Consider the following 24,746-nt stretch of genomic DNA (forward strand, 5'->3'; position numbering starts at 1 on the left):
CCGGTGCGGCGTCCATGGCCGACTACGGGCGGGTAAAAGCGAGGAGAACGTCACCGGGCCGGGTCATCGGGCACCACGGGACCGGCTTCCCGGTCCGAAAACCGGGAGCGGGCTCGGTTTTTTCGCTTATCGAGGACAGGCCGATGCGCGGTCCATCAATGCAGTCCATCAATGAGGAAATAAAGCCGCGTGACAGCAGCATGAACATTTCTCACCGTAGCGTGATCGATCACCACTCCGGACTGATCGACTTTGCCCGGATGGGAACGACACCGATCGAATGGGACGCGCAGGCGGGCCGCGGGCCGAGGCGGCCCGCGGGCCCGCGCGCCGCTCTACCCGGCGTCGGCCTCCATCGCCCGCACCAGGCCGGCGGGCCGCATGTCCGTCCACGCGGCCTCGATGGCATCGAGACACTCCTGTCGCGAACCCTCCGGACCGCCGACGCTCCAGCCGCCCGGAATCTCGATGTGCGCCGGCCACAGCGAATACTGGCCCTCGCCGTTCACCAGCGTCACGAACCGGCCCGACTCGTCATCGAAAGGATTGGTCACGACTGTCCCCCCACTTGTTTTCCCACATGCCACCGCATGTTCTTCAGATATATGCGGGCCCGCCGCACGGATTCACCGCTCCCCCGCCACCGGACCGCCCATCCCTACCGCGCAAGTCCGGCCGCACGGGCCGGAGATACGTTACGCCTCGGGATACCGGCGTGACGCCGATGGCCGGCCGGTCATCCGGCTTCGCCCGTTCACGCCAATCACCATAGAGGACCACCGACAGCCCAAGAGTCGAATTCGACCCATTACTTATCAGCCCGTACGGCCACGACATGCGGGAAGGCCGGCCGGAGACATATGCCAGGCCCGCTCCCCCGGAAATTTTCAGCCACTCGATGTCCCGATTGTGCGCATTTCACTGAATACGACCCGCGCACATTCGGATAACCGCCGGCGTACACCCCCTCATCCACGGGCACGCGCCGAACGCATCGCGCTCCCGTGCGCCGGGTGCGCGCCCCATTCGAGATCAATGGCCATTCCTCTCACCCTGCGTGATGCTCTGGTCCGTGACGCGGGCGGCCACCCGGCGGGAGCGGCCGTCCCCGCATGCGATACGAATGCCGGGTGACCGAAGAGACCCCGCCCGCGACAGAGGCCCCGCCCGCGACCGTGCGCGTGTTCATCGCCCTCGCTCCGCCCGACCCGGCGAAGGACGAGCTGGGCCGGGAGCTGCGCCCCGCCTACGCGTCGCACCCGCAGGTGCGGTGGAACCGGGTGGAGGACTGGCACATCACCCTGGCGTTCCTGGGCGCCCTCCCGGTGGACACCGTTCCGCTGCTGCGTCCGCCGCTCGCCGCTCTCGCCGCGTCCCACCCCGCTCCGCGCCTGGCACTGCACGGCGGCGGCACGTTCGACGAGCGGGTGGCGTGGAGCGGGATCGCCGGCGACCTCGACGGACTGCACCAGCTCGCCGACGGTGTGCGAACCGTGGTCCGGGACTGCGGAATCGCCCTGGAGGACCGGCCGCTGCGCCCCCACCTGACCCTCGCCCGGGTGCGCCGGGGCGACCACACGTCGGCCGGGGAGATCGCCGCGCTGCTCACGGAGTTCCGGGGCCGGCCGTGGCCCGCCGAACGGCTGCATCTGGTCGGCAGCAACGCGGGGAACGGCCCCGGGCGGATCCGCTACCGCGACATCGAGGCGTGGCCGCTCGGCACGGCTTGCGGTGTCACCGCGCCGCCCGCACATCCCTGAGGGCGGGGTCCGCCGGGCCGTTACGCCAGCCTGACCGGAGTGGGGCGTGGCTCCGTGTGTTGGTGGGGTTCGGGGGTACCGCTGTGGAACGGTGGGCTGACTTGGGCTCGCACCACACAAGCGGAGAGGGTTGCACTCATGGGACACGGCGGGAACGTGATCGCGGAGCTCACCACGGACCACCGCGAGGTCGACGAACTGTTCGCGAAGATCGAGGCCCAGCCGGTCGGCGACGAGCAGCGCAGGAAGCTCGCCGACGAGCTGACGATCGAGCTGGTCCGGCACTCCGTGGCGGAGGAGATGCACCTCTACCCGGTGGTCCGGCGGTTCGTCGACGACGGCGACGACATGGCCGACGAGGAGCTGGAGGACCACGCGAAGGTGGAGCAGCACCTCAAGGAGCTGGAGGGGCTGCCGGCGGACGACCCGCAGTTCGACCGCCTGGTGGCGCAGCTCAAGCTCGAAGTGACCAAGCATGTGCGTGACGAGGAGAACCGGCTCTTCCCGCTCCTGGCGGCGGCCGTCTCCCCGGAGACCCTGGACCAGCTGGGCGAGAAGGTGCGCGCGGCGAAGAAGACCGCCCCGACGCGTCCGCACCCCTCGATGCCCGACACCCCGCCCGGCAACAAGCTCCTCGGCCCCGGCGCGGGCCTGGTCGACCGGGCCCGCGACCTGCTGAGCGGTCGCGGCAAGGGCTGAAGCACCTACGAGGCGCCGCGAAATCTCAGCAGGCGCGGGCCGGGCCGAGGCGCAGTCGGTCGAGCAGGTCCGCGTGGTGGAGGCGGGCTATCGGCTCCAGCAGGTCGGGGTGGCGCAGCAGTGCGGTGGCGGCCAGGTCGTGCGCGCTGGGCTCGGTGAGCCTGCGGAACTCGGCGGGTCCGGTCACACCGTGCTCGGTCTCTTCGAGCGCCCGCACCGCTTCCCTCGCCGCGTCGGGCGCCGTGAGCAGATGCGCGGCCCAGCTGGCGACGACCTCGTCCACCCAGCTGCGCCAGGCCAGGTCGGCCGGGCCGGCCGCCTCATGGCCCCGTCCGCCGGTGACCTCGTCCAGGCGGGCGGATCCGCCCGGGCCGGTCAGCACCACGAGGGCGGCGTCCAGGTCGGTCGGGTAGCGCAGCCAGGTGGCGACCGTGACGGCCTGCCGGGCCTGCGCCTCGGCGAGGGCGGCGGTGAGCGGGCCCCCGCCGGCCGGGAACGCGCGCGTCAGCCACTGGGTGGTGGCGGCGATGAGCGGGGCAAGGTCTGCGGGCATCGGGGCGTCCCCTCGGGTGCTGGATCGCCGCAGCGTACTGCGCCCCGCCCCGGCCCCCGTATGACGCAGAGCACCTTCCGGCCGTGGTGTGCGTCATGACCGGCGGACATCCCAGGCTCCGAACGATTGGGAGAGCACACGATGAACCACCCCCGCCCTCTTCCGGGGCTGGACGAGTCCTTCTGGATGGACAGCACCGACGCCCCCGAGCACCCGCCGCTGGCGTCGGACACCGATGCGGACGTCGTCGTGATCGGCGGCGGCATCGCGGGCCTGAGCACGGCGTGGGAGCTCAGCCGGGCGGGCCGGAACGTCGTGGTCCTGGAGGCGGACCGCATCGCCTCCGGGGTGACCGGCTATACGACGGCCAAGGTCTCGGCCCTCCAGTCGCTGGTGTACGACCGGCTGCGGCGGACCCGGGGCCTGGACGCGACCCTGCTGTACGCGGCGTCGCAGCTGGACGCGGTGGACCGGGTGGCCGGCATCGTGGAGGAGCTGGGGATCGCGTGCGACCTGGAGCGGGTGAGCGCGTACAGCTACGCGGCCGGGGCGGAGTCCCGGCACCTGATCGAGGCCGAGGCGCGGGCCGCCGCCGACGCGGGGCTCGATGTCGCGTACGTCTCCGAGACGGAACTGCCGTTCGCGATCGGCGGGGCGGTCCGGGCGGACGGCCAGGCCCAGTTCCACCCCCGCAAGTACCTGCTGGCGCTGGCCCGGGATCTGATCGCGCAGGGGGGCCGTGTCTTCGAGCGCAGCCGGGTGACCGGCCTGTCGGAGGGGACGCCGTGCCGGGTGACCGTCGAGTCGGGGCGGAGTGTGACGGCCCGGGACCTGGTCGTCGCCACGCATTACCCGGTCTTCGACCGCGCGATGCTGTTCGCCCGGCTCTCACCCCGCCGGGAGCTGGTCGTCGCCGCGCCCATCCCGGCGGACCTGGCCCCTAAGGGCATGTACATCACGGAGGACGAGGGGAAGCGCTCGGTGCGCTCCACCCCGCTCGATGACGGCCGGCGCCTGCTGATCGTCACCGGGGAGAGTTTCACCCCGGGCACCGGGGACCCCGGCGAGCGGTTCCGGCGGCTGGACGCGTGGATGCACGAGAGGTTCCCGGCGGCGGGTCCGACCGCGTACCGGTGGGCGGCGCAGGACAACGATCCCAGCGATACGGTCCCGCTGATCGGGCCGTTCCACATCGGGGCCCGGCACACCTATGTGGCGACCGGGTTCGGCGGCTGGGGGATGACCGGCGGGGTGCTCGCGGGCCGGCTGCTGACCTCGCTCATCGCGGACGGCGTCCCGCCGCTGCCGTGGGCGGCGTTGTACGACCCCCGGCGGCTCGGGAGCGCGGTGCGCGAGGCGGGGTCGCTGCTGGGTGCGCAGGCGGAGGTGGCGAAGCACTTCGTCGGCGACCGGCTGCGCGTCAGCCACCTGGACGCGGTGAGCCAGGTGGTGCCGGGCACGGGCGCGGTGGTCCGGGTGAAGGGCCGCCGCTGCGCCGTGTACCGGGCGCCGGACGGCTCGGTGCGGGCGGTGTCCGCGCGGTGCACGCATCTGGGGTGCCTGGTGGCGTTCAACGAGGCGGAGACGGCGTGGGAGTGCCCGTGCCACGGTTCGCGTTTCGGGGTCGACGGCTCGGTGCTCCAGGGCCCGGCGGTACGGCCGTTGGAGGCGCTGGACCTGGACGACGAGGGGTGAGAGCTACCGCCGCGCCATGTAGAGGCTGAACGCCTTGTGCAGCACCTTGTTGAGCGGGTAGTCCCACTCGCCGACGTACTCGGCGGCCTGTCCTCCGGTGCCGACCTTGAAGCGGAGCAGCCCGAGCAGGTGGTTGGACTCGTCGAGGGTGTCGGTGGTGCCCCGGAAGTCGTAGACGTGTGCGCCCATGGCGTGGGCGTCGCGGATCATCTGCCACTGGATGGCGTTGTTGGGCTGGACCTCGCGCCTGCGGCCGGTGGACGCCCCGTACGAGTACCAGACGTGCCCGCCGACGGTGAGCATGGTGGCGGCGGCCAGGACCTCGCCGTCGTGCGCGGCGAGGTAGAGCCGCATCCGGTCGGGGTGTTCGGCGGTGAGCGCCTTCCACATGCGCTGGAAGTACGCCAGGGGGCGGGGGATGAACCGGTCGCGCTCGGCGGTCTCGGTGTAGAGCGCGTAGAAGGTGTCCAGGTCGGCGTAGTCGCCCTGGACGACCTTGACTCCGGCCTTCTCCGCCTTCTTGACGTTGCGCCGCCACAGCTGGTTGAACCCGGCCAGGAGGTCGTCGGGCGAGCGGCCGGCGAGGGGGAGCTGGAACACGTAACGCGGCTGTCCGGCGGCGAATCCGTCCTCGCCGTCGCCTCCGGACCGCTGCCAGCCCGTGGTTCGCAGACGTTCCGTCAGCACGAGGGCGCGGGGGTCCTGTTCGGTGGGCGGGACCTCTCCGAGGCGGTGGGCGCCGGGGTCGGCGATGGCTTCCTTGACGGTGGCCGCGTCCCAGCGGCGGGCGATGACGGGCGGGCCCATCTTCACGGTGAACGCGCCCTGCCCCTTGAGGTGTTCCAGGAGCGGGTTCAGCCACCGGTCGAGGTCGTTGTCGTACCAGTCGATGACGGGGCCCTCGGGGAGGTAGGCGAGGTGACGCCTGATCTTCGGCAGCGGCCGGTACAGGACCAGGGCGGTGCCGGTGATCCTGCCCGCGACGTCGAACCAGCCGAGGCTCTCCGCCCGCCAGTCGGGTTTCACGTCGCCCCAGGACGGGACCTGCATGTGGCTCGCGGACGGGAGAGTGCCGACGTACGCCAGGTGCTCTTCCCGGCTGATCGTCCTCAGGCGGAGGTCCATCGGTCTGCTCCTCGTCCACGGGTCGTGATCCTCCGGCAGCCTACTGGCGCTCGCCGCACCCCACGACGCGAGCGGGCGTTCGAGCGAGAGCCCGGCGCCGGGGCAGCAGCGACGCCGGGATCAGCCCGAGTGCGGCGAGCGCCGCCACCGCGGGCAGCGCCTGGCCCAGGGCGGCATCCGTTACGGGGAGGAGCCGGCTCCCCGGGCCGGCGGCGGCCGACGGGGTGAGCGGCATCAGGCCGGCGGCGACGGCGATCCCGAGGGCGGGGCCCACGTTCATGGCGGTCTGTTTGAGGCCGCCGACCACTCCGGCGTACCCGGGTGGCGCGTCCCCGACGACGGTCCCGGTGGCGGTGACCATGACGGCGGTGAAGCCCGCCCCCAGCACCGCGAGGACGAGGCCGGTCTCCCACGCGGGGCCTGGCCGGGAGAGGCCGAGGACGGCGAGGACGACGCACAACTGGCCGGTGACGGCGGTGCGGCGCGGGCCGAACCGGCCGAGCGCGGCCGAGGCCACGGGCGCCCCGGCGATCATGAGCAGGGTCAGCGGCAGGCAGCGCAGCCCGGTGGTGAGCGGATCGAGTCCGAGCCCCTGCTGAAGGAAGAACGTGACGACGAACAGCGCGCCGAACAGGCCGCCGGAGGTGGTGAGGAGCAGCACCATGGACGCCGTCACGGGCACCGAACGCGTCACGGCCGGCGGCACGACCGGCCGGGCGCTGCGGCGTTCGTACGCGACGAGCGCCGCCCCGAGGAGCACGCTCGCCAGCAGCCCGAGCCCCGTCCGGGCGCCGGTCCACCCCTCCTCGGGGATGCCGGCCAGGGTGTGGACGAGGGCGCCGAGCGCGGCGGCGAGGAGGGCGCCGGCGGTGAGGTCGAACCGCCGGTCCGCGGCGGGCGGCACGTCCGGGGTCCGCACGGCGAGGGTGAGCGCGGCGATGGCCAGGGCGGCCGGGATGTTGATCAGGAAGACGGCACGCCAGCCCCAGTGGGTGACGAGGACTCCCCCGAGCACCGGACCGGCCGCCGCGGCCAGCCCGATCGCGCTGGTCCGGAAGGCGACGGCCCGGCCGAGGCGGTCGGCCGGGTAGACCAGCCTGAGCAGGGCGAGTGTCGCCGGTTGCAGGAGCGCCCCGAACACCCCTTGTACGGCGCGCAGGGCGATCACGAGGCCGATGCCCGGGGCGAGGGCGATACCGGCCGACGCGGCGCCGAAGCCGAGCACCCCGACGAAGAGCAGCCGCCGGTGCCCGTACCGGTCCCCGAGCCGGCCGGCGATCACGAGGAGGGCGGCGACCGCGAGGAGGTAGGCGGTGCTCGTCCACTGCACCTCGGTGACGGTCGCCCCGAGGTCGTCGCGCAGGTCCGGCTGGGCGACGAGCAGCACGGTGCCGTCCAGGGCGACGATCATCGCGCCCGCCACCGAGGCAAGGAGCGCGGCGCGGGGCCTTACGGCGGCGAGGGTCATGCGTCCGCCCGGCCGAGGTGGGCGTCGAGCGCCGCCGTGAGGAGTGGGCCGGGCCCTTCACTCGCGCCGGGAAAGGCGAGTTGGAGGCTGCCGTTCGCCCGGAGGACGGCGATGCCGTGCAGGTTGGTCCAGAGGGCGGCGGCGGTCAGGGCCGGTGACGGGGCGGAGTCGTACGAGGGTCCGGTGCCGTGGTCCGTGCGGTGGACGCGGTCCTGGGCGACGAGCTCGACGAGCCGCGCGAACAGCGGGAGGCTCGACTCGCGCAGGCGCGGCCCGGGGGCGTCCGCGTCACTCGCGTGGACCTCGCTGTCGAGCAGGTCGTGGCGGAACATCAGCTCGAACATGCCGCCGTGCTCCGCCGCGTAGTCCAGGAACGCGTCGGCGAGGCTCCGCAGCTGGTCGCGCGGTGTCCCGGCGCCTTCGGTCGCCGCCGCGAACCGGGCGGCGAGACCGGTGAAGCCGCGCCGGGCGATGGCGGAGAGCAGGGCGTGGTGGGTGGGGAAATAGCGGCGCGGGGCGCCGTGGGAGACCCCGGCGCGACGGGCGATCTCGCGAAGGCCGAGCGACGCGGACCCTTCGGTCATGACGAGCTCGACACCTGCGTCGATCAGGCGTTCCCGCACGGAGCCGGCTTGGTGTGCTTGATCCATGGACACTGTCTACCAGCTCTGCGTAGACAGTGTCTACGTCCTGTGTGCGCGGCCACCGCGAGGCACGCACCCCGATGCCCTCGCCCAAGATGCGGGGGCGGCGGGAGTGAGCAGACTGGGTCCCATGGCAGATCAGCGGCGCTCCCAGGCGGGAACCACGAAAACGGCGACCAAGCGGCGCGCCCCGTCCGCACGGGGCCCCGAGCATGCGGCCCGCGCTGCCATCCAGAGCCTGGAGGGTCTCATCGACCACCACGCGGAGGGCGTGTCCGCCGTCCGGCGCACCGACGACGGCTGGTGCGTTGTCGTGGACGTTCTCGAAGTGCCCCGGATTCCGGACACCACGAGCCTCCTCGCCTCCTACGAGGTGCAGCTCGACCGGTCCGGTGAGCTCCTGGAGTACCGCAGGGTCCGCCGGTACCGCCGGGGCGCCGCCGACGAGTGAGCGGCGTCCACTCCCCTGCCGGAAGGACATTCCATGACCGCGACCACCTACTCCGACGAAGTCGTCGCCTGCCCGCCGCGCGCCGGCACCCTGTACGACGTCCTGGAGCTGATCCTCGACCGGGGCATGGTGATCGATGTCTTCATCAGGGTCTCCCTGGTCGGCATCGAGATCCTGAAGATAGACGCGCGCATCGTCGTCGCGAGCGTGGACACGTATCTGCGCTTCGCCGAGGCGTGCAACCGGCTGGACCTCGAACGGGACTCCGGCAGCACCACGGTTCCGGAGCTGATCGGCGGCGGCGCCGCCAAGTCCATCGGCAAGCGGAAGGTGCGCAGGGCCGCCGAGTCGGTGGGCGACACCGTGCGCAAGGCGGTGGGCGGGGACGACGAGGAGGAGCCGGAGGAGCGGCCGAGGAAGCGGCGCGCTCCGGCGCGCGACAGCGAGAGCCGGCGCCGCCGTGTGGAGGCGTGAGCGGTGACAGGCGACGGTGTCTACGTGTACGCGATCACCCCTGCCGGGACCGCGCTCCCGGCCGGGCAGGGCGGTGTGGGCAGCCCGCCCGCACGGCTGCGGACCGTCCGGCGGGGCCGGCTCGCCGCGGTCGTCAGCGACGCTCCCCCGGACCTCCGGGCGCGCCGCCGCGATCTGCTGGCCCACCAGGATCTGCTGCTGCGCCTGATGGACGAGGGGCCCGTGCTGCCCATGCGGTTCGGCATGGTGGCCCCCGACCGGGACACCGTGGAGCGGCAGCTCGCCGCCGGTGAGGAGGGTCATGCGGCGGCCCTGAAGCGGCTCGCCGGATGCCACGAGATCAACGTGAAGGCCCTCGCCGCCGAGGACGCGCTCGCCGATGTGGTCACCGAGGACGGCACCGTACGCAAGTTGCGGGAGGCCGCGCGCCGGCGTCCGGGCTACGAGGCCAGTCTGCGGCTGGGCGAGGCGGTGGCCGCCGCCCTGGCGCGGCGGGCCGCCGAGGCGGGGCGGCGGGTGCTGCGGGAGCTGACGCCGAGGGCCCGGGCGGTGGCGGCGGGCCCGGAGGTCCAGGGGTGCGCGCTCAATGTGTCGTTCCTGGTGGAGCGGGAGGCCGGTGACGCGTTCCTGGCCGAGGCGCGCCGGTTCGCGGGCGAGCACCGCGCTCATGTGGAGCTCCGCCTTGCCGGGCCGCTGCCGTGCTACAGCTTCGTCTCCGCCGAGGCCCGGCCGGTCCCCGTGGGCGGTGGCTGAGATGGGCCTCATCACCGGTCTGCTGACGCTGCCCATCGCACCCGTGCGGGGGGTGGTGTGGGTGGCCGAGAAGCTGAACGACGCCGCCGAGCGGGAACTGCACGACCCCCGCGTGCTGCGGACCCAACTGGCCGTACTCAACCAGGAGTTGGAGGCCGGAGACATCACGATCGAGGAATTCGAACGGGAAGAGGACCGTCTGCTCGACCGGCTGCACGCCGTTCGGGCGGGCCGAGTGCCAAACGATCGAAGGTGACGTGCTCATGGATGACGAGGCCAAGGTAGCGCTCGCAGCCGCGGTGGTCGGCGGCTACGTGCTGGGCCGGACCAAGAAGGGCCGCATGGCCCTGACCGTCGCGACGTATCTGGCGGGCCGGAGATTCGGACTCGAACCCCGCCAGCTCGCCGCCGAGGGCATGCGCCGCCTCGGCGGTGTCCCCCAGGTCGCGGAGCTGCAGGAACAGCTGCGCGGCGAGGTGATGGACGCGGGCCGCAAGGCCGTGACGGCTGCGGCGAACCGCAGCATCGCCTCGCTGGCCGATTCGATCGGCGACCGCACCGCCCGGCTGAGCGCGGGCCGGCGCGAGGAGGACGAGGACCAGGGCGAGTACGACGACGAACCGTACGAGGACGAGTACGAGGACGAGGACGACGCGTACGAAGAGGAGGAGGAACCGGAGGAGGAAGAGGAACCGTACGAGGACGAGGCCTGGGACGAGGCCGAAGGCGAGGAGGACGAGGACGAGGGCGAGGAAGAGCCCCCCGAGCCGCCCGCCAAGAAGGCCCCGCCGAAGAAGGCACCGTCCAAGAAGGCAGCCGCCAAGAAGGCCCCGGCGAAGAAGCAGGCCGCCAAGAAGTCCGCCCCGGCCAAGAAGGCGGCCCCCGCCAGGAAGAGCGCGGAGAAGAAGCCCGCGGCGAAGAAGGCCGCACCCGCGAAGAAGGCCGCCCGGGCCGAGAAGGCGACGCCGAAGAAGTCGGCTCCCGCGAAGAAGGCCGCGGCCAAGAAGACCGCCCCGGCGAAGAAGTCCGCGTCGAAGAAGACGTCGGCGTCCAAGTCGGCGTCCAAGCGGACCGCTTCCAAGCGCACCGACCGTCGGAGGTAGCGAGTCATGGCCAGGACAGATCAGGACGAGTCCGGGACGCAGGAGTCGGGTCTCGACCGGCTCCGCGAGGAGCTGTCGGGCTTCCTCAGCGCGAAGGTGGAGGACCTCGCGGGCAAGGCGAGCGGCAAGCTGACGGATGTCGCGCAGCAGCTCACCGACTCCGCGGGGGACGGCGGCTCCCTGCCCGCCGTGGCCTCCCGGGTCCTCCAGGGCGAATCGCCGCTGAAGTCGTTCGTCTCGGAGAAGGCCAAGGGCGTGAAGGACAACGTCACGGAGAAGGCCAAGGAGGCGTTCGGCGGTGGCAAGGACAAGAGCAAGTCGAGCGGTGGCGGCAAGTCGATGAACATCGTGGAAGTCCTCGACGTCGGCGTGCCCCTGCGTACGGCGTACGACTACTGGACCCAGTACGACCGCTTCAGCAGCTTCGCGAAGGGCGTCCAGGACGTCTCGACGGAGGACGAGGTCACGAGCGACTGGAAGGTCAAGATCGGGCCGTCCTCCCGCAGCTTCAAGGCGACCGTCCAGGAACAGGTCCCCGACGAACGCATCGTCTGGACCTCGGAGGGCTCCAAGGGCACCACGCGCGGTGTCGTCAGCTTCCACGAGCTGACAGCGAATCTGACCCGCATCATGCTGGTGGTCGAGTACTACCCGTCCGGATTCTTCGAGAAGACGGGCAACCTCTGGCGGGCCCAGGGCCGCCGCATCCGCCTGGACTTCAAGCACTTCCAGCGCTACGTCAGCCTCACCGACGAGGAACCCGACGGCTGGCGCGGCGAGATCCGCGACGGCGAGGTCGTCGTCTCCCACGAGGACGCCGTGGCCGAGGAGGAGGAGTCCGAGGGCGACGAGGAACAGCCGGAGGACGAGGAGTACGAGGACGAGGGCGAGGACGAGGAAGGCGACGAGGACGAGTGGGAGGACGACGAGGAACCGGAAGAGGAACCGGAGGAAGAAGAGGGCGAGGACGAGGACGAGGAAGAAGAGGACGACGAGGAGGAGCCCGCCCCGAGCAGGCGGCGCGGGCGGAGGTCCCGTCGTGACTGATCTCGACTTCCGGCAGGACGCCGCCTACGCACCCGCCGGCCCGCACACGACCAACCTCGCCGACATCCTCGAACGCGTCCTGGACAAGGGCATCGTCATCGCCGGTGACATCAAGATCGATCTGCTGGACATCGAGCTGCTCACCATCCGGCTGCGCCTGTTCGTCGCCTCGGTCGACACGGCGAAGAAGGCCGGGATCGACTGGTGGGAGACCGATCCCGCGCTCAGTTCGCACGCGGCGCGCAACGCGCTTCAGGACGAGAACCGGGAGCTGCGGGCCCGCCTCGACGCCCTTGAGTCACAGGCCTCCGAGTCATGACCGAGGAGACCCGCTCGTCCGCGGATGCCCGTGCCGTGTACGTCTACGCCGTGTGCCGCACCGATGGGCGGCCGGACCTCACCGGTCCGGCAGGTGTCACGCGCGAGAGCCCGCTGCGGGCCCTGCCCCTCGGCCCCGCGCTCACCGCGGTCGTCCAGACCGTACGGGCCGCGGACTTCACCGACGAGGCGTGGCAGGCCCGGCTGGCCGACGAGCCCGAACTCGAACGGTACGCACGCGCCCATCACGACGTCGTGTGCGCGATGGCCGCCCGGCACCCGACGGTGCCCCTCCCCCTGGCCACGCTGTACCACGACGAGGAACGGGCCCGGGCGGCGCTGAACAAGGAGGCCCGGCGCCTCCACGCCGCGCTGGAACGTACGGCGCACCACTCCGAGTGGGGTGTGAAGGTGTACGTGGCCGACGCACCGGCCCGGGAGGCGCCCGAGGCCGCCCCGCAGCGGCCCGCGCCCGGCGTCGGCCGCGCCTACCTCGACCGGAAGCGGAATCTGCGGGACCGGCGCGAACGGCACCGGACGGACGGCCTGCGGATCGCCGACGTGGTGGACGCGGACGTGAGCGGCCTGGCCACCGCCTCGCGCCGGCTGCCCTCCCACGGCCCCCGGATGCCGGACGAGCGGCGCACCCAGGTGCTCAACGCCACGTATCTGGTGGCCGAGGACCGGGCGGCGGAGCTGGCGCGGCTGGCGAAGAGCCTCCGCGAGCGGACCGGGGCGCAGGTCGAGCTGTCGGGGCCCTGGGTCCCGTACTCCTTCGTCGGAGAGGTGTAGAGGTGGAGCGCTCCGTCGTTCCGTGGGACGAACCGGAACCGCTGAGCGGGCCGATCGGGGTGCCCCTGGTCGATCTGCTGGACCGGGTGCTTGCAACCGGGGTGGTCATCAGCGGGGACCTGGTCATCGCGATCGCCGATGTGCCTCTCGTACGCCTTTCGCTGCACGCGCTGTTGTCGTCGGTGAGCGAGCGGGTGCCGGCGCCCTGGGCGGACGGGGGGCCGCTGTGACGGACGCGCGGGTCGATCTGGACTCCGGCAAGGTGGGCCAGGACCTCGTCACGCTGGTGCTCACCGTGGTGGAGCTGCTGCGCCAGCTGATGGAACGCCAGGCGATCCGGCGCATCGACGAGGGGGATCTCAGCGACGAGCAGACCGAGGAGATCGGCACGACGCTGATGCTCCTGGAGCAGCGGATGACGGAACTGTGCGCGCAGCACGGGGTGCGGCCCGAGGACCTCAATCTGGACCTCGGACCGCTGGGGTCGCTACTGCCGCGCGACTGAGCCGCCGGGGGTATCGCCGGGTGCGGCGATCACCCGAATGGCGGGGGCGCGGGAGCCGGAGGAGAGTGGGATGAGGGGCGGCACGGCTTCCGCCGGGCAGCCCCTGTCCCACCCCAGCTCTTTCCATGCGAGGAACTCATGGCGACCAACGAAAGCGGCGGCACCCAGTTGGACGGCGGTGCGGCGGGCGGCACACGAGGGACGACGACCATCGCGGACAGCGTGGTCTCGACCATCGCCGGTATCGCGGTACGGGAGACCGACGGGATCTATTCCGTCGGCAAGGGCCCTTCGCGAGCGATCGGAGCCGTCAAGGACAAGGTCTCCCGCTCCAGTGACCCGGGGCGGGGCGTCAAGGTGGAGGTCGGCGAGAAGCAGACCGCCATCGACGTCGACATCGTCGTGGAGTACGGCGCCCCCATCCTGGACACCGCTCGCAGCCTCCGTACCAATGTCACGGACGCCGTCGAGACGATGACCGGTCTCGACGTGGTCGAGATCAACATCAACGTCACCGACGTCCATGTGCCGGGTTCGGACGACGACGAGGACGAGGACGAGTCGTCCACGCGTACGTCGCGCGTCCAGTAGGACAGGTCCCGGTCCGCCGGGACCTGTCTCAGTTCTCGGTGAGGATGCCCTCGCGGAGCTTGCCCAGTATGCGGGCGATCAGCCGTGAGACATGCATCTGGGACAGACCGAGACGTTCACCTATCTGGGACTGTGTCATCTCCTGCCCGAAGCGCATCTGGACGATGGCCCGTTCCCGTTCGTCCAGGGTCTCCAGCAGGGGCGCCAGGGCGTGCAGGTTCTCGACCAGCTCGATCCCCGGGTCGCATTCGCCGGTGATGTCCGCGTGGGTGCGGCTCACCCCGCTGGGGCTGTCGGACTCCGCCCCGTCGAGGGGCACGTCCAGCGAGTGCGCGGTGTAGCCGTTGGAGGCGACCAGACCCTCAATGACGTCCTCCTCGCTGATGCCGAGGCGTTCGGCGAGTTCGGCGACGGTGGCCTCCCGGCCCAGCGAGGTGGCCAGTTCCTCCTTGGCCTTGGCGAGGGTGACCCGGAGTTCCTGGAGCCGGCGGGGCACGTGGACGGACCAGGTGGTGTCCCGGAAGAAACGCTTGATCTCACCGACGATATAGGGAATGGCGAATGAGGTGAATTCGACTTCCCTGCTGAGTTCGAAGCGGTCGATGGCCTTGATCAGGCCGATGGTGCCCACCTGGATGATGTCCTCCATCTGCCCGTTGCCGCGGTTGCGGTACCGGGCCGCGGCGAAGTGGACCAGGGTGAGGTTCATCTCGATGAGCGTATTGCGGGCGTACTGATACTCCGGCGTGCCTTCTTCGAGGGTCTGCAACCGGTCGAAGAACAGCTTGCTGAGTGCCCGGGCGTCCTTGGGTGCGACCTTCAGCGGGTCGGCGATCTCCGGGAGTTCGGCCGGCGCACCTGTCGTGGTCCCCGGCACCTGCGCAGATACGGATGTCGGCATGGCGATCATTCCCTTCCGTCGGACAGCGGCTGCTTACACAGGCGCGAAGCTGCGACTACCCGGAGCCATGCGTTCCACACACGCGTGCGACAAGATCCTTGGCAGGTCTGTCACCTGACACGGTGTCCGCGGCACCCGGGCACCGGCATCGTGGAATCTTCTTCCCGCTCTTCCCCGAGAAAGTCGGGAGTTCTTCAGGAGTACAGGCGGAGGGCCGGGGCATCTGATGCTTCGGAGGTTGATACCCATGGTTCCCGTGATTCTGGTTCTTCTGCTTGCGCTCATTCTCTTCGGGGCGGGTTTCGCCCTGAAGGCCCTGTGGTGGATAGCCATCGCCGTACTGGTGGTGTGGCTGCTGGGGTTCGTCGTCCGCCCGGCGGGCGGCGGTGGAAAGCGAGGCCGCTGGTACCGCTGGTAGATCTGGCCGGGCGATACGTCGCAGCGGCACATAAAGTGAGGGTCGGCCGGGAATTTCCCGGCCGACCCTCACTTTTTCGTATGGCTATGGCTTTCTCTTCAGTGCGCATACATCTGCCGGACGGGTGACAGCCCCCATGACACACTCCCCCACCAGTGACGGCGAACGGCTGATGCACGAGTTCCTGGCGGAGGTGCACGCCACCGCGCCGACCGACCTGCCGGCGCTGGTCAACCGGTATGCCGGTCTGCTGGGTCTGCGCCGGGTGGAGATCTACATCGTCGACCTCCAGCAGCAGCGCCTCTCCCCGCTCTCGGGCGAGGCGCAACTCCATGTCGACGCGTCCCTGGCCGGTTCGGCCTTCCGCTCGCTCGCGCTGCGCGTCGAGACGACGGACACCGAGACCCTGATCGCCTGGCTGCCGCTGGTGGACGGGGTGGAGCGGTTGGGGGTCATCGGCGTGCAGGTGGACGCGCTGGACCGGACGCTTCTCGAACGGTGCGCGAGTCTGGCGTCCGTCCTGGCGATGGCGATCACGTCGAAGCGCGCGTTCAGCGACCGGTTCGTGCAGCGGGCGCGTACGGAGACGATGACGCTGCCCGCCGAGATGGTGCGGGCCCTGCTCCCGCCGCGCGCGGTCGGTGAGGACCGGGCGCTGTCCACGGCGGTGCTGGAACCGGCGTACGAACTGGGCGGCGACGCCTTCGACCACTCGCTGACGGAGTCGACGCTGCACGCGGTCATCCTCGACGCGATGGGCCACAACCTGGCGTCCGGGCTGACCAGTGCGATCGCGGTGGCCGGCTGCCGCAGCGCCCGGCGCAAGGGGTCGGGGCTGCGGGAGCTCGTCAGGACGGTGGACGATGCGCTGGCCGAGTGGCTGCCCGACCAGTTCTGCACGGGTATCGCCCTGCAACTGGACATGTCCAGCGGCATCCTGAGCTGGATCAACTGCGGCCACCCGCCGCCGCTGCTGATCCGCGAGAACCGTGTCCTGGACAACGCCCTCGACCGCCCCAGCGAACCACCGCTCGGCACCCCGGGCATGCTCTCCCAGGCGGAGCGGGTGGTCCACGAGGTGCCCCTGCTGCCCGGTGACCGGATCCTGCTGTACACGGACGGGGTGACCGAGGCCCGCATGGCGGACGGCACCCAGTTCGGCCTGAACCGCTTCACGGCCTCGATCATCCGCGCCACGGCCGCCGGGGAGCCCGCATCGGAGGCCCTGCGGCAGCTCATCCACTCCATCCGCGAGTACCAGCACGACCGGCTGAGCGACGACGCCACGATCATGATGCTGGAGTGGCGCCCCAACCCCCGGGAGTCCTAGGACGTCACGGGGTCAGAGATTCGACCTCGGCACGCTCTCGTTCCAGGTGCGCGAGAAGACCCGCCGGCCGTCCTCGTAGCCGTCGAGCGTGGCGTCCACGTGGAACGCGGTGTCGTCCGAGGTCAGCAGGGTGCGAGTCTCCACGCGTACGTCCCAGTCGGTACGCCGGAACCGCATGGTCCACGCGGACTCGCCGCTCACCGAGCCGAAGTCGTCCGCGACGGAGGTGTACTTCTCGCAGGCCCGCAGCCCCACCTCGATGCCGTTCTCCTCGAACCGCTGGATGCCCCGGTCCTTCACGATGTCGAGCGCGGAGTGGTAGTCGACCAGGTTCCTGGACACGGTCCACGCCTGTTCGGGTTCGGTGAGCTGGGTGACCTCGGGCGGCGCGCACCCCTCCGGCTCGCCGAAGGGCACCTCGGGCATCCCGTCCGGTGCCCCGGCCGGGCGGACGGGCAGCGTGAGGCGGCTGCCGCTCTCGTACACGCTCAGGCAGGACGGTGCGGCGGCCGGCCAGACCAGCGGCCAGTACGAGGTGGAGAGCGAGAGGCGGATGCGGTGGCCCGCCGGGAAGACCTGGGCGACCCCGTTGAGCGGGACCCGTACGGGGTATGCCTCGCCGGGCTCCAGGGGTTCGGGCCGGTCCGCGCCGGAGCGGTGGGCGAGGTTGAGCACCCCGTAGGTGACCCGTGTCGCCCGGCCGTCCGGAGCCACGTCGGAGAGCCGCACCGCGACCTGCCCGGTCTCGCGGGACGAGGAGACGAGCAGGTCCACCGAGGGCGCGCCCAGGATCTCGACGCGTTCGGGCAGCGGCGCGGTCTCGAAGACCAGGGAGCCGCCGTCCTCCTCGCGCTGGTCGTAGGGCAGGTCCGGCGGGGCGTTGTACGAGGCCCACTTGCCGGCGAACTGGCCCACGGACAGCGGGGACTGCACGGTGTGGACGCGCTCCTGCGCCCCGGTCGCCGGGGCCTCGTCGCCGCGGACGATGCCGCGGTCGCGGAGCGCGTACGGCACCTCCTCGATGTGCGGGGACGGCCAGCTCGGCTCCCCCACCCAGCGGCCGGGCCGTTCCTGGTAGGAGGTGGAGGGGGGCACGCTCTCCTGCATCCAGGCGCGGATCATGGGCCCGTCCATGACGCCGTTCTCTACGCCCTTGAGCCAGTGGTCCCACCACCGCACGACCTCCTGGAGGTAGCCGATGGCCGGTCCCGGCTCGCCGAGGTGGGGCAGCTTGTGCGACCAGGGCCCGATGAGGCCCTTGCGCGGGACGTCGACGCGGCTCAGGAGCCGGGTGACGGCGTTGGAGTAGCCGTCCGCCCAGCCGCTGGAGGCCAGTACCGGGCATTGCAGCGCCTGGTAGTCCTCGCTGAGCGAGGCGTGCCGCCAGTAGTCGTCGCGTTCCTGGTGGCGCAGCCATTCGAGGACCCAGGGGCGAGCGGAGTCCAGCCGTTCGTGCCACATGTCCCGCCAGCGGTCACCGACGGCCTCGGGGTCGGGCGGGCAGGTGGAGTAGGCGAACATGGTGCCCGCCTCGGCCAGGTTGTCGGAGAGCATCGCGCCGCCGACGTAATGCATGTCGTCCGCGTACCGGTCGTCGGTGAAGGACGCGATGACGATGGCGCCGAGGCTCGGCGGGCGGCGGGCGGCGGCCTGGAGCGCGGCGAACCCGCCCCAGGAGATGCCCATCATGCCGGTCTTGCCGTCGCACCAGGGCTGCTCGGCGAGCCAGGCAAGGACCTCCTCGGCGTCGCGCTGTTCGCGTTCCAGGTATTCGTCCAGCAGGACGCCCTCGGACTCGCCGGTGCCCCGCACGTCCACGCGTACGCAGGCGTAGCCGTGGCCCGCGATGTAGGGGTGGTGGATCGCGTCGCGGGTGGAGGTCAGGTCGTTCTTGCGGTACGGGACGGCCTCCAGGATCGCCGGGACCGGTTGGCGGTCGGAGGTGACGGGGCGCCAGATCCGCGCCGACAGCCGGACCCCGTCCGACATGGTGATGGTGACGTGGTCCTGCTGGCTGACCTCGTACGGCAGTCGGTCGACGTGTCGCATACCTGTGCTCTGCTCCTTCCTCTTCGCGGCCCTGTTCACGACGCCTTGGCGTCGCGGCCGCCCGGTTCGGTGTCCTCGAAGGTGAGGCCGAGCGCGGCGACGCACCGGTCGAACTTGCGCCGCAGGCCCTCCTCGTCGTCCGCTCCGGTGAAGATGTGGGCGATCTCGTAGCTGTAGCTGTCCTGTCCGGGCACGGTGGACAGCTTCTGCCCCTCCGCGGGGACCATGTCGATGCGTACGCCGGGTATCTCGCGCTCGATGGCCGCGATCCGCTCCGGGGTGGGGACCTCGTGGACCGTTCCCTCGCCGAACCAGCGGTAGTACCACTTGGCGGCCATGCGGTACGGGCCGTCGCCGCCGGGCACCACGGGGTCCTCGCCCAGGGCGAGGCGGATCATCCGGTGGTGGTTGGGGACGCCGTCGACGTAGTGGAAGAGTTCCGCGTGGGACTGGGAGTGGCGCGGGTTGATCTCCAGCAGGCTGACCCGGCCGGTCTTCGGGTCGTAGAAGTACTCGATGCTGAAGGTGGCGGCATCCATGCCGATCTGACGGATGGTCCGCTCACTGACCTCGTGGAGCTGGTGGACCACCGCGGGGGGCAGGGTGCTCGGGTACTGGTGGCGCAGGAAGCACGGGGAGTCGGGGTAGTTGATGGAGTCGAGCACCCCGTAGACGGTGACCTCGCCGTTGTTGGCGTAGCCCTCGACGGCGACCTGGATGCCGGTCATGGCCTCCTCGGCGAGGCAGACCTGTCCGCCGATCCCCTCCATCTCCGGCGGCAGGTCGAGAAGTTCCAGCACCTCGTCGAAGGGTTTGCCGACCCGGCCGATGCCCTCGCGTATGGTCTCGACAGCCGCCCGGAACTCCGCCATGTCCTTGACGCCGTAGGCGAGTTCCGAGGAGTAGGCGAGGGCGGGCTTGAGCCACATGGGGAAGCCGACGCCCTCGGGCGGCTGCGGGTCGGTGCTGTCGAGGTCGACCCGGCCGAAGCCGGGCAGGGCGTCGGTGGCCTTCTTCTGCTCCAGCCGGCTCCAGTACTTGTGCTCGCACTTGACGACGGATTCCAGGCTGGTGGTGCGGGTGCCGTACTCACGGCCGAGCATCGGCACGAGCGTGCTGACGGGGAAGTCCCAGTAGCCGACGATCGCGTCGACGGTGCCCTCGTGCGCGTCGAGCACGGCGCGGGCCCGGTCCATCAGGTCCGCGACCGACACCTCTCCCCCCTGCAACTCCTCGATGGTCAGCAGGGGGTGGAACCGGTAGCCGACGGCGTCGGGGACGGCGTTCAGGGTCGGCAGGTTCGCCTCGTCCAGGCCGAGTACGAAGATGTTCTTCCGCTGTGGGGACACGCGTCGTCCTTTCGTGGGGTCCCCGGCGCGTACCCCCCATCGGCAGGATCAATGGCCACCCCCGGCTATCCCCTGGCCGCCCGCCGCAGCATCCGGGTGAAGACCGCGTGGCCGAGTGCCACCGTGCTCAGGCCGAACATCAGGACGCCCAGGGGGACATGCCACGCGACCGCGTGGGCGATGCCCAGCACGACCTGTACCGAGGCGAGTACGAGGAAGCCGGTCGCGTACAGGATGGGGCGGGGCGATCCGCCGCCTCGCGGGCGTGGTCCTGCTCGGTGCTGCCATCGTCGGTGCGGCCATGACGCGGTCCTCTCTTCTGCCTCGCGGCGGTGGATCGGTACTGTCTCGACGGTCCGACGACGACCAGGGGCGGTCACCCACATGAGCACACCTTCCGAGCCGGACCTGAGCGCCGTCATCGGCGAGCGGCGTCAGCTGATGAACCTCGCCTACCGGATGCTCGGTTCGGTCGCCGAGGCGGAGGACGCCGTACAGGAGACGTACGCCCGGTGGTACGGGATGTCGCCGGAGCAGCGGGACGCCATCGTGTCGCCCGGGGCGTGGCTGACGACGGTGGCCAGCCGGGTCTGCCTCGATGTGCTGGGCTCGGCGCGGGTCAGGCGGGAGCGTTACGTCGGCGAGTGGATACCGGAGCCGCTGCCGGACCGCTCCGAGTGGGCCGGCGGTCGCGGCGACGGCGGCCGCGAGGACCGTGCGGACCCCGCGGACCGGGTCACCCTGGACGAGTCAGTGAACATGGCGTTCCTGGTGGTCCTGGAGGCCATGACCCCGGCCGAGCGGGTGACGTTCGTCCTGCACGACGTGTTCCGGTACCCCTTCGCGGAGGTGGCGGACATCGTCGGCCGGAGCGCCCCGGCCTGCCGGCAGCTCGCCGCTTCGGCCCGCCGGCGCCTCCGGGACGCCCGCGCCGAGGCGGTCCCGGCGACCGGACAGGCGGCCCTGGTGCGGGCGTTCAGGGACGCCTGGGAGGCGAAGGACATCGGGGCGCTCATCGGCCTCCTCGACCCGGAGGCGGCGATGATCACCGATGGCGGCGGGCTGGCCGGGGCCGCCCTGCGCCCGGTCGAGGGTGCCGAGCGGGTCGCCCAGTACCTGGTCCACTTCGCGGACAGGGTCCCCGAGCTCCTGCTGCTGGAACGCACGGTGAACGGTCGGCCCGGCCTGGTCGCCCAGCACGCCGGGATCACGGTCACCGTGGCCGCGTTCGGCCTGGCCGGGGAGCGGGTGCACCGCATCTGGGCGGTACGCAACCCGGAGAAGCTGCGGACCTGGCCCGGGCACGGCGGATCCGGGGCGGCGCCTCAGTCGTGGGGCGGGTAGGCCGGCCGTTCCCGCTGGGTACGCTCGTTTCGATGAGCGATGACTACCCCGTACGGGCCGCCGCCCGCTCCCGGACGCTGTCCGAGCTGGACGGGCGACTCGTCGCGTGCCGCGCCTGTCCCCGCCTGGTGGAGTGGCGGGAGGAGGCCGCCCGTATCAAGCGCCCCGCGTTCCGCGACTGGGAGTACTGGGCGCGTCCCGTACCGGGCTTCGGGCCCCCCGACGCCGCCCTGGCCATCACGGGCCTGGCGCCGGCCGCGCACGGCGGGAACCGGACCGGTCGGATGTTCACCGGCGACCGGGCCGGGGACCTGCTGTACGCCACGCTGTACGAGCTGGGGCTGGCCTCCCGGTCCACGGTGACGGACCTGGCGGACGGGCTCGAACTGTACGGGGTCAGGGTGACGTCCCCCGTGCACTGCGCGCCGCCCGCCAACCGCCCCACGCCGGGCGAGCGGGACACGTGCCGGCCGTGGCTGGCCCGGGAGCTCCAGTTGCTGCGGCCCACGGTGCGGTCGGTCGTCGTGCTCGGCGGCTTCGGCTGGCAGGCGACCCTGGCCGCCCTGGAACGGGCCGGGCGGCGGATCCCCCGCCCCAGGCCGGTGTTCGGCCACGGCGCCCGTACGGTGCTGGAACCGGCCGACGGGGCGGACGACCCGCTGACGGTGTTCGGCTGCTACCACGTCAGCCAGCGCAACGTCTTCACCGGCCGACTCACCCCGGGGATGCTCCGCGAGGTGCTGGCCGAGGCGGCGGAGACGGCGGGGCTGCCGGTGGTCCGGCCGGATGCGGAGTGACCGGGTCGCGCCGGAGGCGGTGAGCGGCCTTTTTCGGGGCTGTTGACCGGTCCACGGGATTTTTTGCCAGATCATCAGATTGGCATCACAGAAATTCGAGCAGGCGCCCGTTATGGGCACACTTTCTCGCACCACCACTCGTACGCTCCACCGCCGCCTCCTCGTGCCCGTCGCGATGATGTCGTTCGCCCTCGTCGCGGCGGGCTGCAACGACGACGGCTCCGGATCGAAGGACGCGGCCTCGCCCGCGGCCCACGCCGGGACGACGGGCCCCGCGCAGACCTCGTCGCAGCCGTCCGACCCGGCCGCCTCGCCCCCGGCGAAGGCGCCGTCCTCCGCCGCCGCGCCCAGCGAGTCCGGCGCGTCGTCCGGGGCCGACGCCGCCGGTCCGGCGCGGTGCACGGCCGACGGGCTGGGCATGAGCGTGAAGCAGGGCGACGGGGGCGCCGGGCAGGTCTACTACGAGGTCACGTTCGTGAACAAGTCCGGGCACTCCTGCACCCTGAACGGCTTCCCCGGCGTGTCCCTGATCCAGCGTGACGGCCAGGTCATCGGCGCCCCGGCCAAGCGCGACGGCGCCTCGCACGGGGCGACGGAGCTGGCCGCCGGCAAGACGGCGCACGTCGTGCTGCACACGCTGAACCAGGGCATCGCGGACGGCGGCTGCTGGAAGCAGGGCGCCTACCTGCGGGTGTACCCGCCGGGCTCCAAGGAGGCGCTGACCCTGCGGGACCCGCAGATCCGCGTCTGCGGCGACCGCTTCACCACCACGTCGGTCGAGCGCTGACCTCCGCGCCCGGCGGCCGTCGCCGTCAGGCCGGGATGTCGTCCACCGTGGGGGCGACGGGGGCGAACAGGTCCCCTATGGCGGTGAGGGCGGCGGTCTTCAGCACGCCGGCCGCCACCACCGTGCTGTCGGGCGCGGGCAGGCTGCGGGTCGCCGTGGCCTCCGCGACGACGGCGGGCCGGTAGCCGAGGTTGAACGCGCCCTGCGCGGTGTGCGTGACGCACATGTGGGCCATGAACCCGGCGAGCACCAGGTCCTTGCCGCTGCCGGGCTCCGCGCCCAGGGCGGTGAGGGTCTTCTCCAGCTCCGTGCGGTGGAAGGAGTTCGGGAACTGCTTGACCACCACCGCCTCGCCCTCCCGGGGCGCCACTTCGTCGCTGAGGGCGCCGATGTGCTCGCGGATGTCGTACGGGGAGCCCTCGCCGCCGTCGTGGATGACATGGATCACCGGGGCGCCGGCGGCCCTGGCCCGCTCCAGCAGCCGCGCGCAGGCCGCGACGGCCTCCTCGGCGCCGTCCAGGGCCATGACGCCGGTGCGGTAGGTGTTCTGGACGTCGATGAGGATCAGGACGGATTCGCTCAGCCGGGGCAGGCGGGCGTCCAGGCCGGAGACCTCGCGGAGGGTCGCGGAGGGCTGGTTCGTGGTCATGGTGGTGCCTTTCTCGGGGTGGTGGGCAGGGTTAGCGGGCATGGCGAAGCCGTACGCCGTGCCGGGTAAGAGGTGTGGGGGCGAAGCGGTCAGGCCGCGTGGGTGCGGAAGCGGCGGCGGTAGGCGGCCGGTGTGGTGGCGATCTGCCGCCGGAACACGCGGTGCAGGGTCTCCGCCGACCCGAGCCCGGCGGCGGATGCCACCCGGTCGAGCGGATCGTCGGTCGTCTCCAGCAGCCGGCGCGCCGCCTCGACGCGGGCGGACTCCACATAGGCGGCCGGCGAGACACCGGTCTCCTGTTTGAAGACCCGGGCGAAGTGGCGCTCGCTCAGGCACATCCGCGCCGCGAGCACCGGTGCGGACAGGTCCTGGTCCAGGTGGTCCGCGATCCACAGCCGCAGCGCGTCGATCTCGCGCCGGGAGGCGGCCGGTCTGCTCAGGGGCACGGAGAACTGGCTCTGTCCGCCCTGCCGCTTGAGGTACATCACCAGCTGGCGTGCCACGGCGAGCGCGGTGTCCTCGCCCAGGTCCTCGGCCACCAGGGCGAGCGCGAGGTCCAGGCAGGCGCTGATGCCCGCGCCGGTCCACACCCTGCCCCGGTCGGCGCGTACGAAGATCGGGTCCGCGTCCACCGTGACCTCCGGGTGCGCGGCGGCGAGCTGGGCGGCGGTCGACCAGTGGGTGGTCGCCGTCCTGCCGTCCAGGAGCCCGGCGGCGGCCAGCAGATGGGCGCCGACACACACGGACGCCACCCGGCGGGCGTGCGGGGCGGTCTCCTTCACCCAGGCCACGATGTCCGGGTCGATCCGGGCGACGGGCCCGTCGTCGGTGATGTCCACCGCGCCGGGCACCAGCAGGGTGTCGACCTCCCGGCCCACCTCGCCGAAGGTGAGGTCGGCCAGCAGCCGCACGCCCGCCGAGGTGCGGACCTCGCCCGCCTCGGGCCCGGCGAGCCGGACCTCGTAGCGGTCCTGGCCCTCGGACACCCGGTTGGCCAGGGCGAAGACCTCGGCGGGGCCGGAGACGTCGAGGAGGTCGACGCCTGGGAAGACCGCGATGACGACGCGGTGTGCGGTGGACATGGCTCCATCCTCGTCAACCGCACCGGTGGCCGCAATGACGGTTCCCTGTCACATTCGGACAC

The 24,746-nt window shown here is 71.7% G+C and carries 29 protein-coding genes and 1 pseudogene; 19 read left to right on the plus strand and 11 right to left on the minus strand.

The annotated features are described in order from the left end of the window. Positions 1-335: 335 nt before the first annotated feature. Positions 336-554, minus strand: a complete 219-nt coding sequence (locus ACIQZN_RS10170; protein ID WP_403990209.1) for an MbtH family protein — start codon at positions 552-554, stop codon at positions 336-338. Between the two features lie 558 nt (positions 555-1,112). On the opposite strand from ACIQZN_RS10170, the gene thpR reads away from it, so the two are divergent. Next, positions 1,113-1,760, plus strand: coding sequence for an RNA 2',3'-cyclic phosphodiesterase (gene thpR / locus ACIQZN_RS10175; RefSeq protein ID WP_403990211.1), 648 nt, complete (start codon positions 1,113-1,115; stop codon positions 1,758-1,760). A gap of 138 nt (positions 1,761-1,898) precedes the next feature. Continuing rightward, complete coding sequence (locus ACIQZN_RS10180; protein WP_403990213.1) at positions 1,899-2,459, plus strand: hemerythrin domain-containing protein; 561 nt, start codon at positions 1,899-1,901, stop codon at positions 2,457-2,459. 25 nt (positions 2,460-2,484) lie between these two features. Here ACIQZN_RS10180 and ACIQZN_RS10185 read toward each other — a convergent pair whose 3' ends face one another. After that, the gene (locus ACIQZN_RS10185; protein ID WP_403990215.1) at positions 2,485-3,012 is read right to left on the minus strand and encodes a hypothetical protein; all 528 of its coding nucleotides are present in this window, start codon (positions 3,010-3,012) and stop codon (positions 2,485-2,487) included. Positions 3,013-3,153: 141 nt separating this feature from the next. Between ACIQZN_RS10185 and ACIQZN_RS10190 the strand changes: the two genes are divergently transcribed. Then, positions 3,154-4,707 carry an FAD-dependent oxidoreductase gene (locus tag ACIQZN_RS10190; protein WP_403990217.1) on the plus strand — a complete coding sequence of 518 codons (1,554 nt, stop codon included), beginning with the start codon at positions 3,154-3,156 and terminating at the stop codon, positions 4,705-4,707. Between the two features lie 3 nt (positions 4,708-4,710). Here the strand turns inward: ACIQZN_RS10190 and ACIQZN_RS10195 are convergent, their stop codons facing one another. The 3 genes from ACIQZN_RS10195 to ACIQZN_RS10205 are packed head-to-tail and all read right to left on the minus strand — an operon-like array spanning position 4,711 to position 7,950. After that, positions 4,711-5,832, minus strand: coding sequence for a lipid II:glycine glycyltransferase FemX (locus ACIQZN_RS10195; protein ID WP_403990219.1), 1,122 nt, complete (start codon positions 5,830-5,832; stop codon positions 4,711-4,713). Between the two features lie 40 nt (positions 5,833-5,872). Further along, a complete protein-coding gene (locus tag ACIQZN_RS10200; RefSeq protein ID WP_403990221.1) occupies positions 5,873-7,300 on the minus strand; it encodes an MFS transporter in 1,428 nt (475 codons plus the stop codon). Beyond that, positions 7,297-7,950, minus strand: a complete 654-nt coding sequence (locus ACIQZN_RS10205) for a TetR/AcrR family transcriptional regulator (protein ID WP_403990223.1) — start codon at positions 7,948-7,950, stop codon at positions 7,297-7,299. Before ACIQZN_RS10205 ends, ACIQZN_RS10200 begins: the two co-directional genes overlap by 4 nt. Positions 7,951-8,074: 124 nt before the next feature. Between ACIQZN_RS10205 and ACIQZN_RS10210 the strand changes: the two genes are divergently transcribed. The 11 genes from ACIQZN_RS10210 to ACIQZN_RS10260 all read left to right on the plus strand — a co-directional run bounded on the left by ACIQZN_RS10210 (position 8,075) and on the right by ACIQZN_RS10260 (position 13,978). Beyond that, positions 8,075-8,395, plus strand: a complete 321-nt coding sequence (locus ACIQZN_RS10210; protein WP_164404631.1) for a gas vesicle protein — start codon at positions 8,075-8,077, stop codon at positions 8,393-8,395. A 33-nt stretch (positions 8,396-8,428) separates the two neighbouring features. Further along, a complete protein-coding gene (gene gvpJ / locus ACIQZN_RS10215; protein WP_161207823.1) occupies positions 8,429-8,869 on the plus strand; it encodes a gas vesicle protein GvpJ in 441 nt (146 codons plus the stop codon). A gap of 3 nt (positions 8,870-8,872) precedes the next feature. After that, positions 8,873-9,622 (plus strand): GvpL/GvpF family gas vesicle protein, encoded by a 750-nt coding sequence (locus ACIQZN_RS10220; RefSeq protein WP_403990225.1) that lies wholly within the window; start codon positions 8,873-8,875, stop codon positions 9,620-9,622. A 1-nt stretch (position 9,623) separates the two neighbouring features. Then, positions 9,624-9,878 (plus strand): gas vesicle protein GvpG, encoded by a 255-nt coding sequence (locus ACIQZN_RS10225; protein ID WP_403990227.1) that lies wholly within the window; start codon positions 9,624-9,626, stop codon positions 9,876-9,878. Positions 9,879-9,885: 7 nt separating this feature from the next. Beyond that, the gene (locus ACIQZN_RS10230) at positions 9,886-10,725 is read left to right on the plus strand and encodes a histone protein (RefSeq protein WP_403990229.1); all 840 of its coding nucleotides are present in this window, start codon (positions 9,886-9,888) and stop codon (positions 10,723-10,725) included. Positions 10,726-10,731: 6 nt separating this feature from the next. Then, on the plus strand, positions 10,732-11,772 hold the full coding sequence (locus ACIQZN_RS10235) for an SRPBCC family protein (RefSeq protein WP_403990231.1): 1,041 nt from the start codon (positions 10,732-10,734) through the stop codon (positions 11,770-11,772). Continuing rightward, the gene (locus tag ACIQZN_RS10240) at positions 11,765-12,091 is read left to right on the plus strand and encodes a gas vesicle protein GvpJ (protein WP_391267061.1); all 327 of its coding nucleotides are present in this window, start codon (positions 11,765-11,767) and stop codon (positions 12,089-12,091) included. The genes ACIQZN_RS10235 and ACIQZN_RS10240 overlap by 8 nt, the downstream gene beginning before the upstream one ends. Then, entirely contained in the window at positions 12,088-12,882 is a 795-nt protein-coding gene (locus ACIQZN_RS10245) for a GvpL/GvpF family gas vesicle protein (RefSeq protein WP_403990233.1), read from the plus strand. Before ACIQZN_RS10240 ends, ACIQZN_RS10245 begins: the two co-directional genes overlap by 4 nt. A gap of 2 nt (positions 12,883-12,884) precedes the next feature. Then, positions 12,885-13,112, plus strand: coding sequence for a gas vesicle protein (locus ACIQZN_RS10250; RefSeq protein WP_073865453.1), 228 nt, complete (start codon positions 12,885-12,887; stop codon positions 13,110-13,112). After that, positions 13,109-13,387: a gas vesicle protein K gene (locus ACIQZN_RS10255; protein ID WP_403990235.1), complete on the plus strand. Its 279-nt coding sequence runs from the start codon at positions 13,109-13,111 to the stop codon at positions 13,385-13,387. The genes ACIQZN_RS10250 and ACIQZN_RS10255 overlap by 4 nt, the downstream gene beginning before the upstream one ends. Before the next feature lie 138 nt (positions 13,388-13,525). Further along, complete coding sequence (locus tag ACIQZN_RS10260) at positions 13,526-13,978, plus strand: Asp23/Gls24 family envelope stress response protein (protein WP_403990237.1); 453 nt, start codon at positions 13,526-13,528, stop codon at positions 13,976-13,978. 28 nt (positions 13,979-14,006) lie between these two features. On the opposite strand, the gene ACIQZN_RS10265 is transcribed toward ACIQZN_RS10260, so the two are convergent. Next, positions 14,007-14,888, minus strand: coding sequence for an RNA polymerase sigma factor SigF (locus ACIQZN_RS10265; RefSeq protein WP_403990239.1), 882 nt, complete (start codon positions 14,886-14,888; stop codon positions 14,007-14,009). A 238-nt stretch (positions 14,889-15,126) separates the two neighbouring features. On the opposite strand from ACIQZN_RS10265, the gene ACIQZN_RS10270 reads away from it, so the two are divergent. Both ACIQZN_RS10270 and ACIQZN_RS10275 read left to right on the plus strand, forming a co-directional pair. Beyond that, a complete protein-coding gene (locus tag ACIQZN_RS10270; RefSeq protein WP_026171501.1) occupies positions 15,127-15,297 on the plus strand; it encodes a hypothetical protein in 171 nt (56 codons plus the stop codon). Between the two features lie 136 nt (positions 15,298-15,433). After that, positions 15,434-16,627, plus strand: a complete 1,194-nt coding sequence (locus ACIQZN_RS10275) for a PP2C family protein-serine/threonine phosphatase (protein WP_403990241.1) — start codon at positions 15,434-15,436, stop codon at positions 16,625-16,627. A 12-nt stretch (positions 16,628-16,639) separates the two neighbouring features. Here ACIQZN_RS10275 and ACIQZN_RS10280 read toward each other — a convergent pair whose 3' ends face one another. From ACIQZN_RS10280 to ACIQZN_RS10290, 3 genes and pseudogenes are all read right to left on the minus strand, one after another. Beyond that, positions 16,640-18,676, minus strand: coding sequence for a CocE/NonD family hydrolase (locus tag ACIQZN_RS10280; RefSeq protein WP_403990243.1), 2,037 nt, complete (start codon positions 18,674-18,676; stop codon positions 16,640-16,642). A gap of 35 nt (positions 18,677-18,711) precedes the next feature. Next, a complete protein-coding gene (locus tag ACIQZN_RS10285; RefSeq protein ID WP_403990245.1) occupies positions 18,712-20,025 on the minus strand; it encodes an acetyl-CoA carboxylase biotin carboxylase subunit family protein in 1,314 nt (437 codons plus the stop codon). Between the two features lie 65 nt (positions 20,026-20,090). Further along, positions 20,091-20,282 (minus strand): annotated as a pseudogene (locus tag ACIQZN_RS10290) (hypothetical protein); the annotation flags it as partial. A gap of 127 nt (positions 20,283-20,409) precedes the next feature. On the opposite strand from ACIQZN_RS10290, the gene sigJ reads away from it, so the two are divergent. From sigJ to ACIQZN_RS10305, 3 genes are all read left to right on the plus strand, one after another. Further along, positions 20,410-21,369: an RNA polymerase sigma factor SigJ gene (gene sigJ, locus ACIQZN_RS10295; protein ID WP_403990247.1), complete on the plus strand. Its 960-nt coding sequence runs from the start codon at positions 20,410-20,412 to the stop codon at positions 21,367-21,369. Between the two features lie 32 nt (positions 21,370-21,401). Continuing rightward, positions 21,402-22,166: a uracil-DNA glycosylase gene (locus ACIQZN_RS10300; RefSeq protein ID WP_403990249.1), complete on the plus strand. Its 765-nt coding sequence runs from the start codon at positions 21,402-21,404 to the stop codon at positions 22,164-22,166. Positions 22,167-22,278: 112 nt separating this feature from the next. Beyond that, complete coding sequence (locus ACIQZN_RS10305) at positions 22,279-22,953, plus strand: DUF4232 domain-containing protein (protein WP_403990251.1); 675 nt, start codon at positions 22,279-22,281, stop codon at positions 22,951-22,953. A 25-nt stretch (positions 22,954-22,978) separates the two neighbouring features. Here ACIQZN_RS10305 and ACIQZN_RS10310 read toward each other — a convergent pair whose 3' ends face one another. Both ACIQZN_RS10310 and ACIQZN_RS10315 read right to left on the minus strand, forming a co-directional pair. Continuing rightward, complete coding sequence (locus ACIQZN_RS10310) at positions 22,979-23,602, minus strand: cysteine hydrolase family protein (RefSeq protein ID WP_403990253.1); 624 nt, start codon at positions 23,600-23,602, stop codon at positions 22,979-22,981. Between the two features lie 89 nt (positions 23,603-23,691). Next, a complete protein-coding gene (locus ACIQZN_RS10315; protein WP_403990255.1) occupies positions 23,692-24,684 on the minus strand; it encodes a GlxA family transcriptional regulator in 993 nt (330 codons plus the stop codon). Positions 24,685-24,746: the final 62 nt, after the last annotated feature.

Origin of the sequence: Streptomyces sp. NPDC097595, assembly GCF_044761525.1 — a bacterium.
Taxonomy (GTDB): domain Bacteria; phylum Actinomycetota; class Actinomycetes; order Streptomycetales; family Streptomycetaceae; genus Streptomyces; species Streptomyces drozdowiczii_A.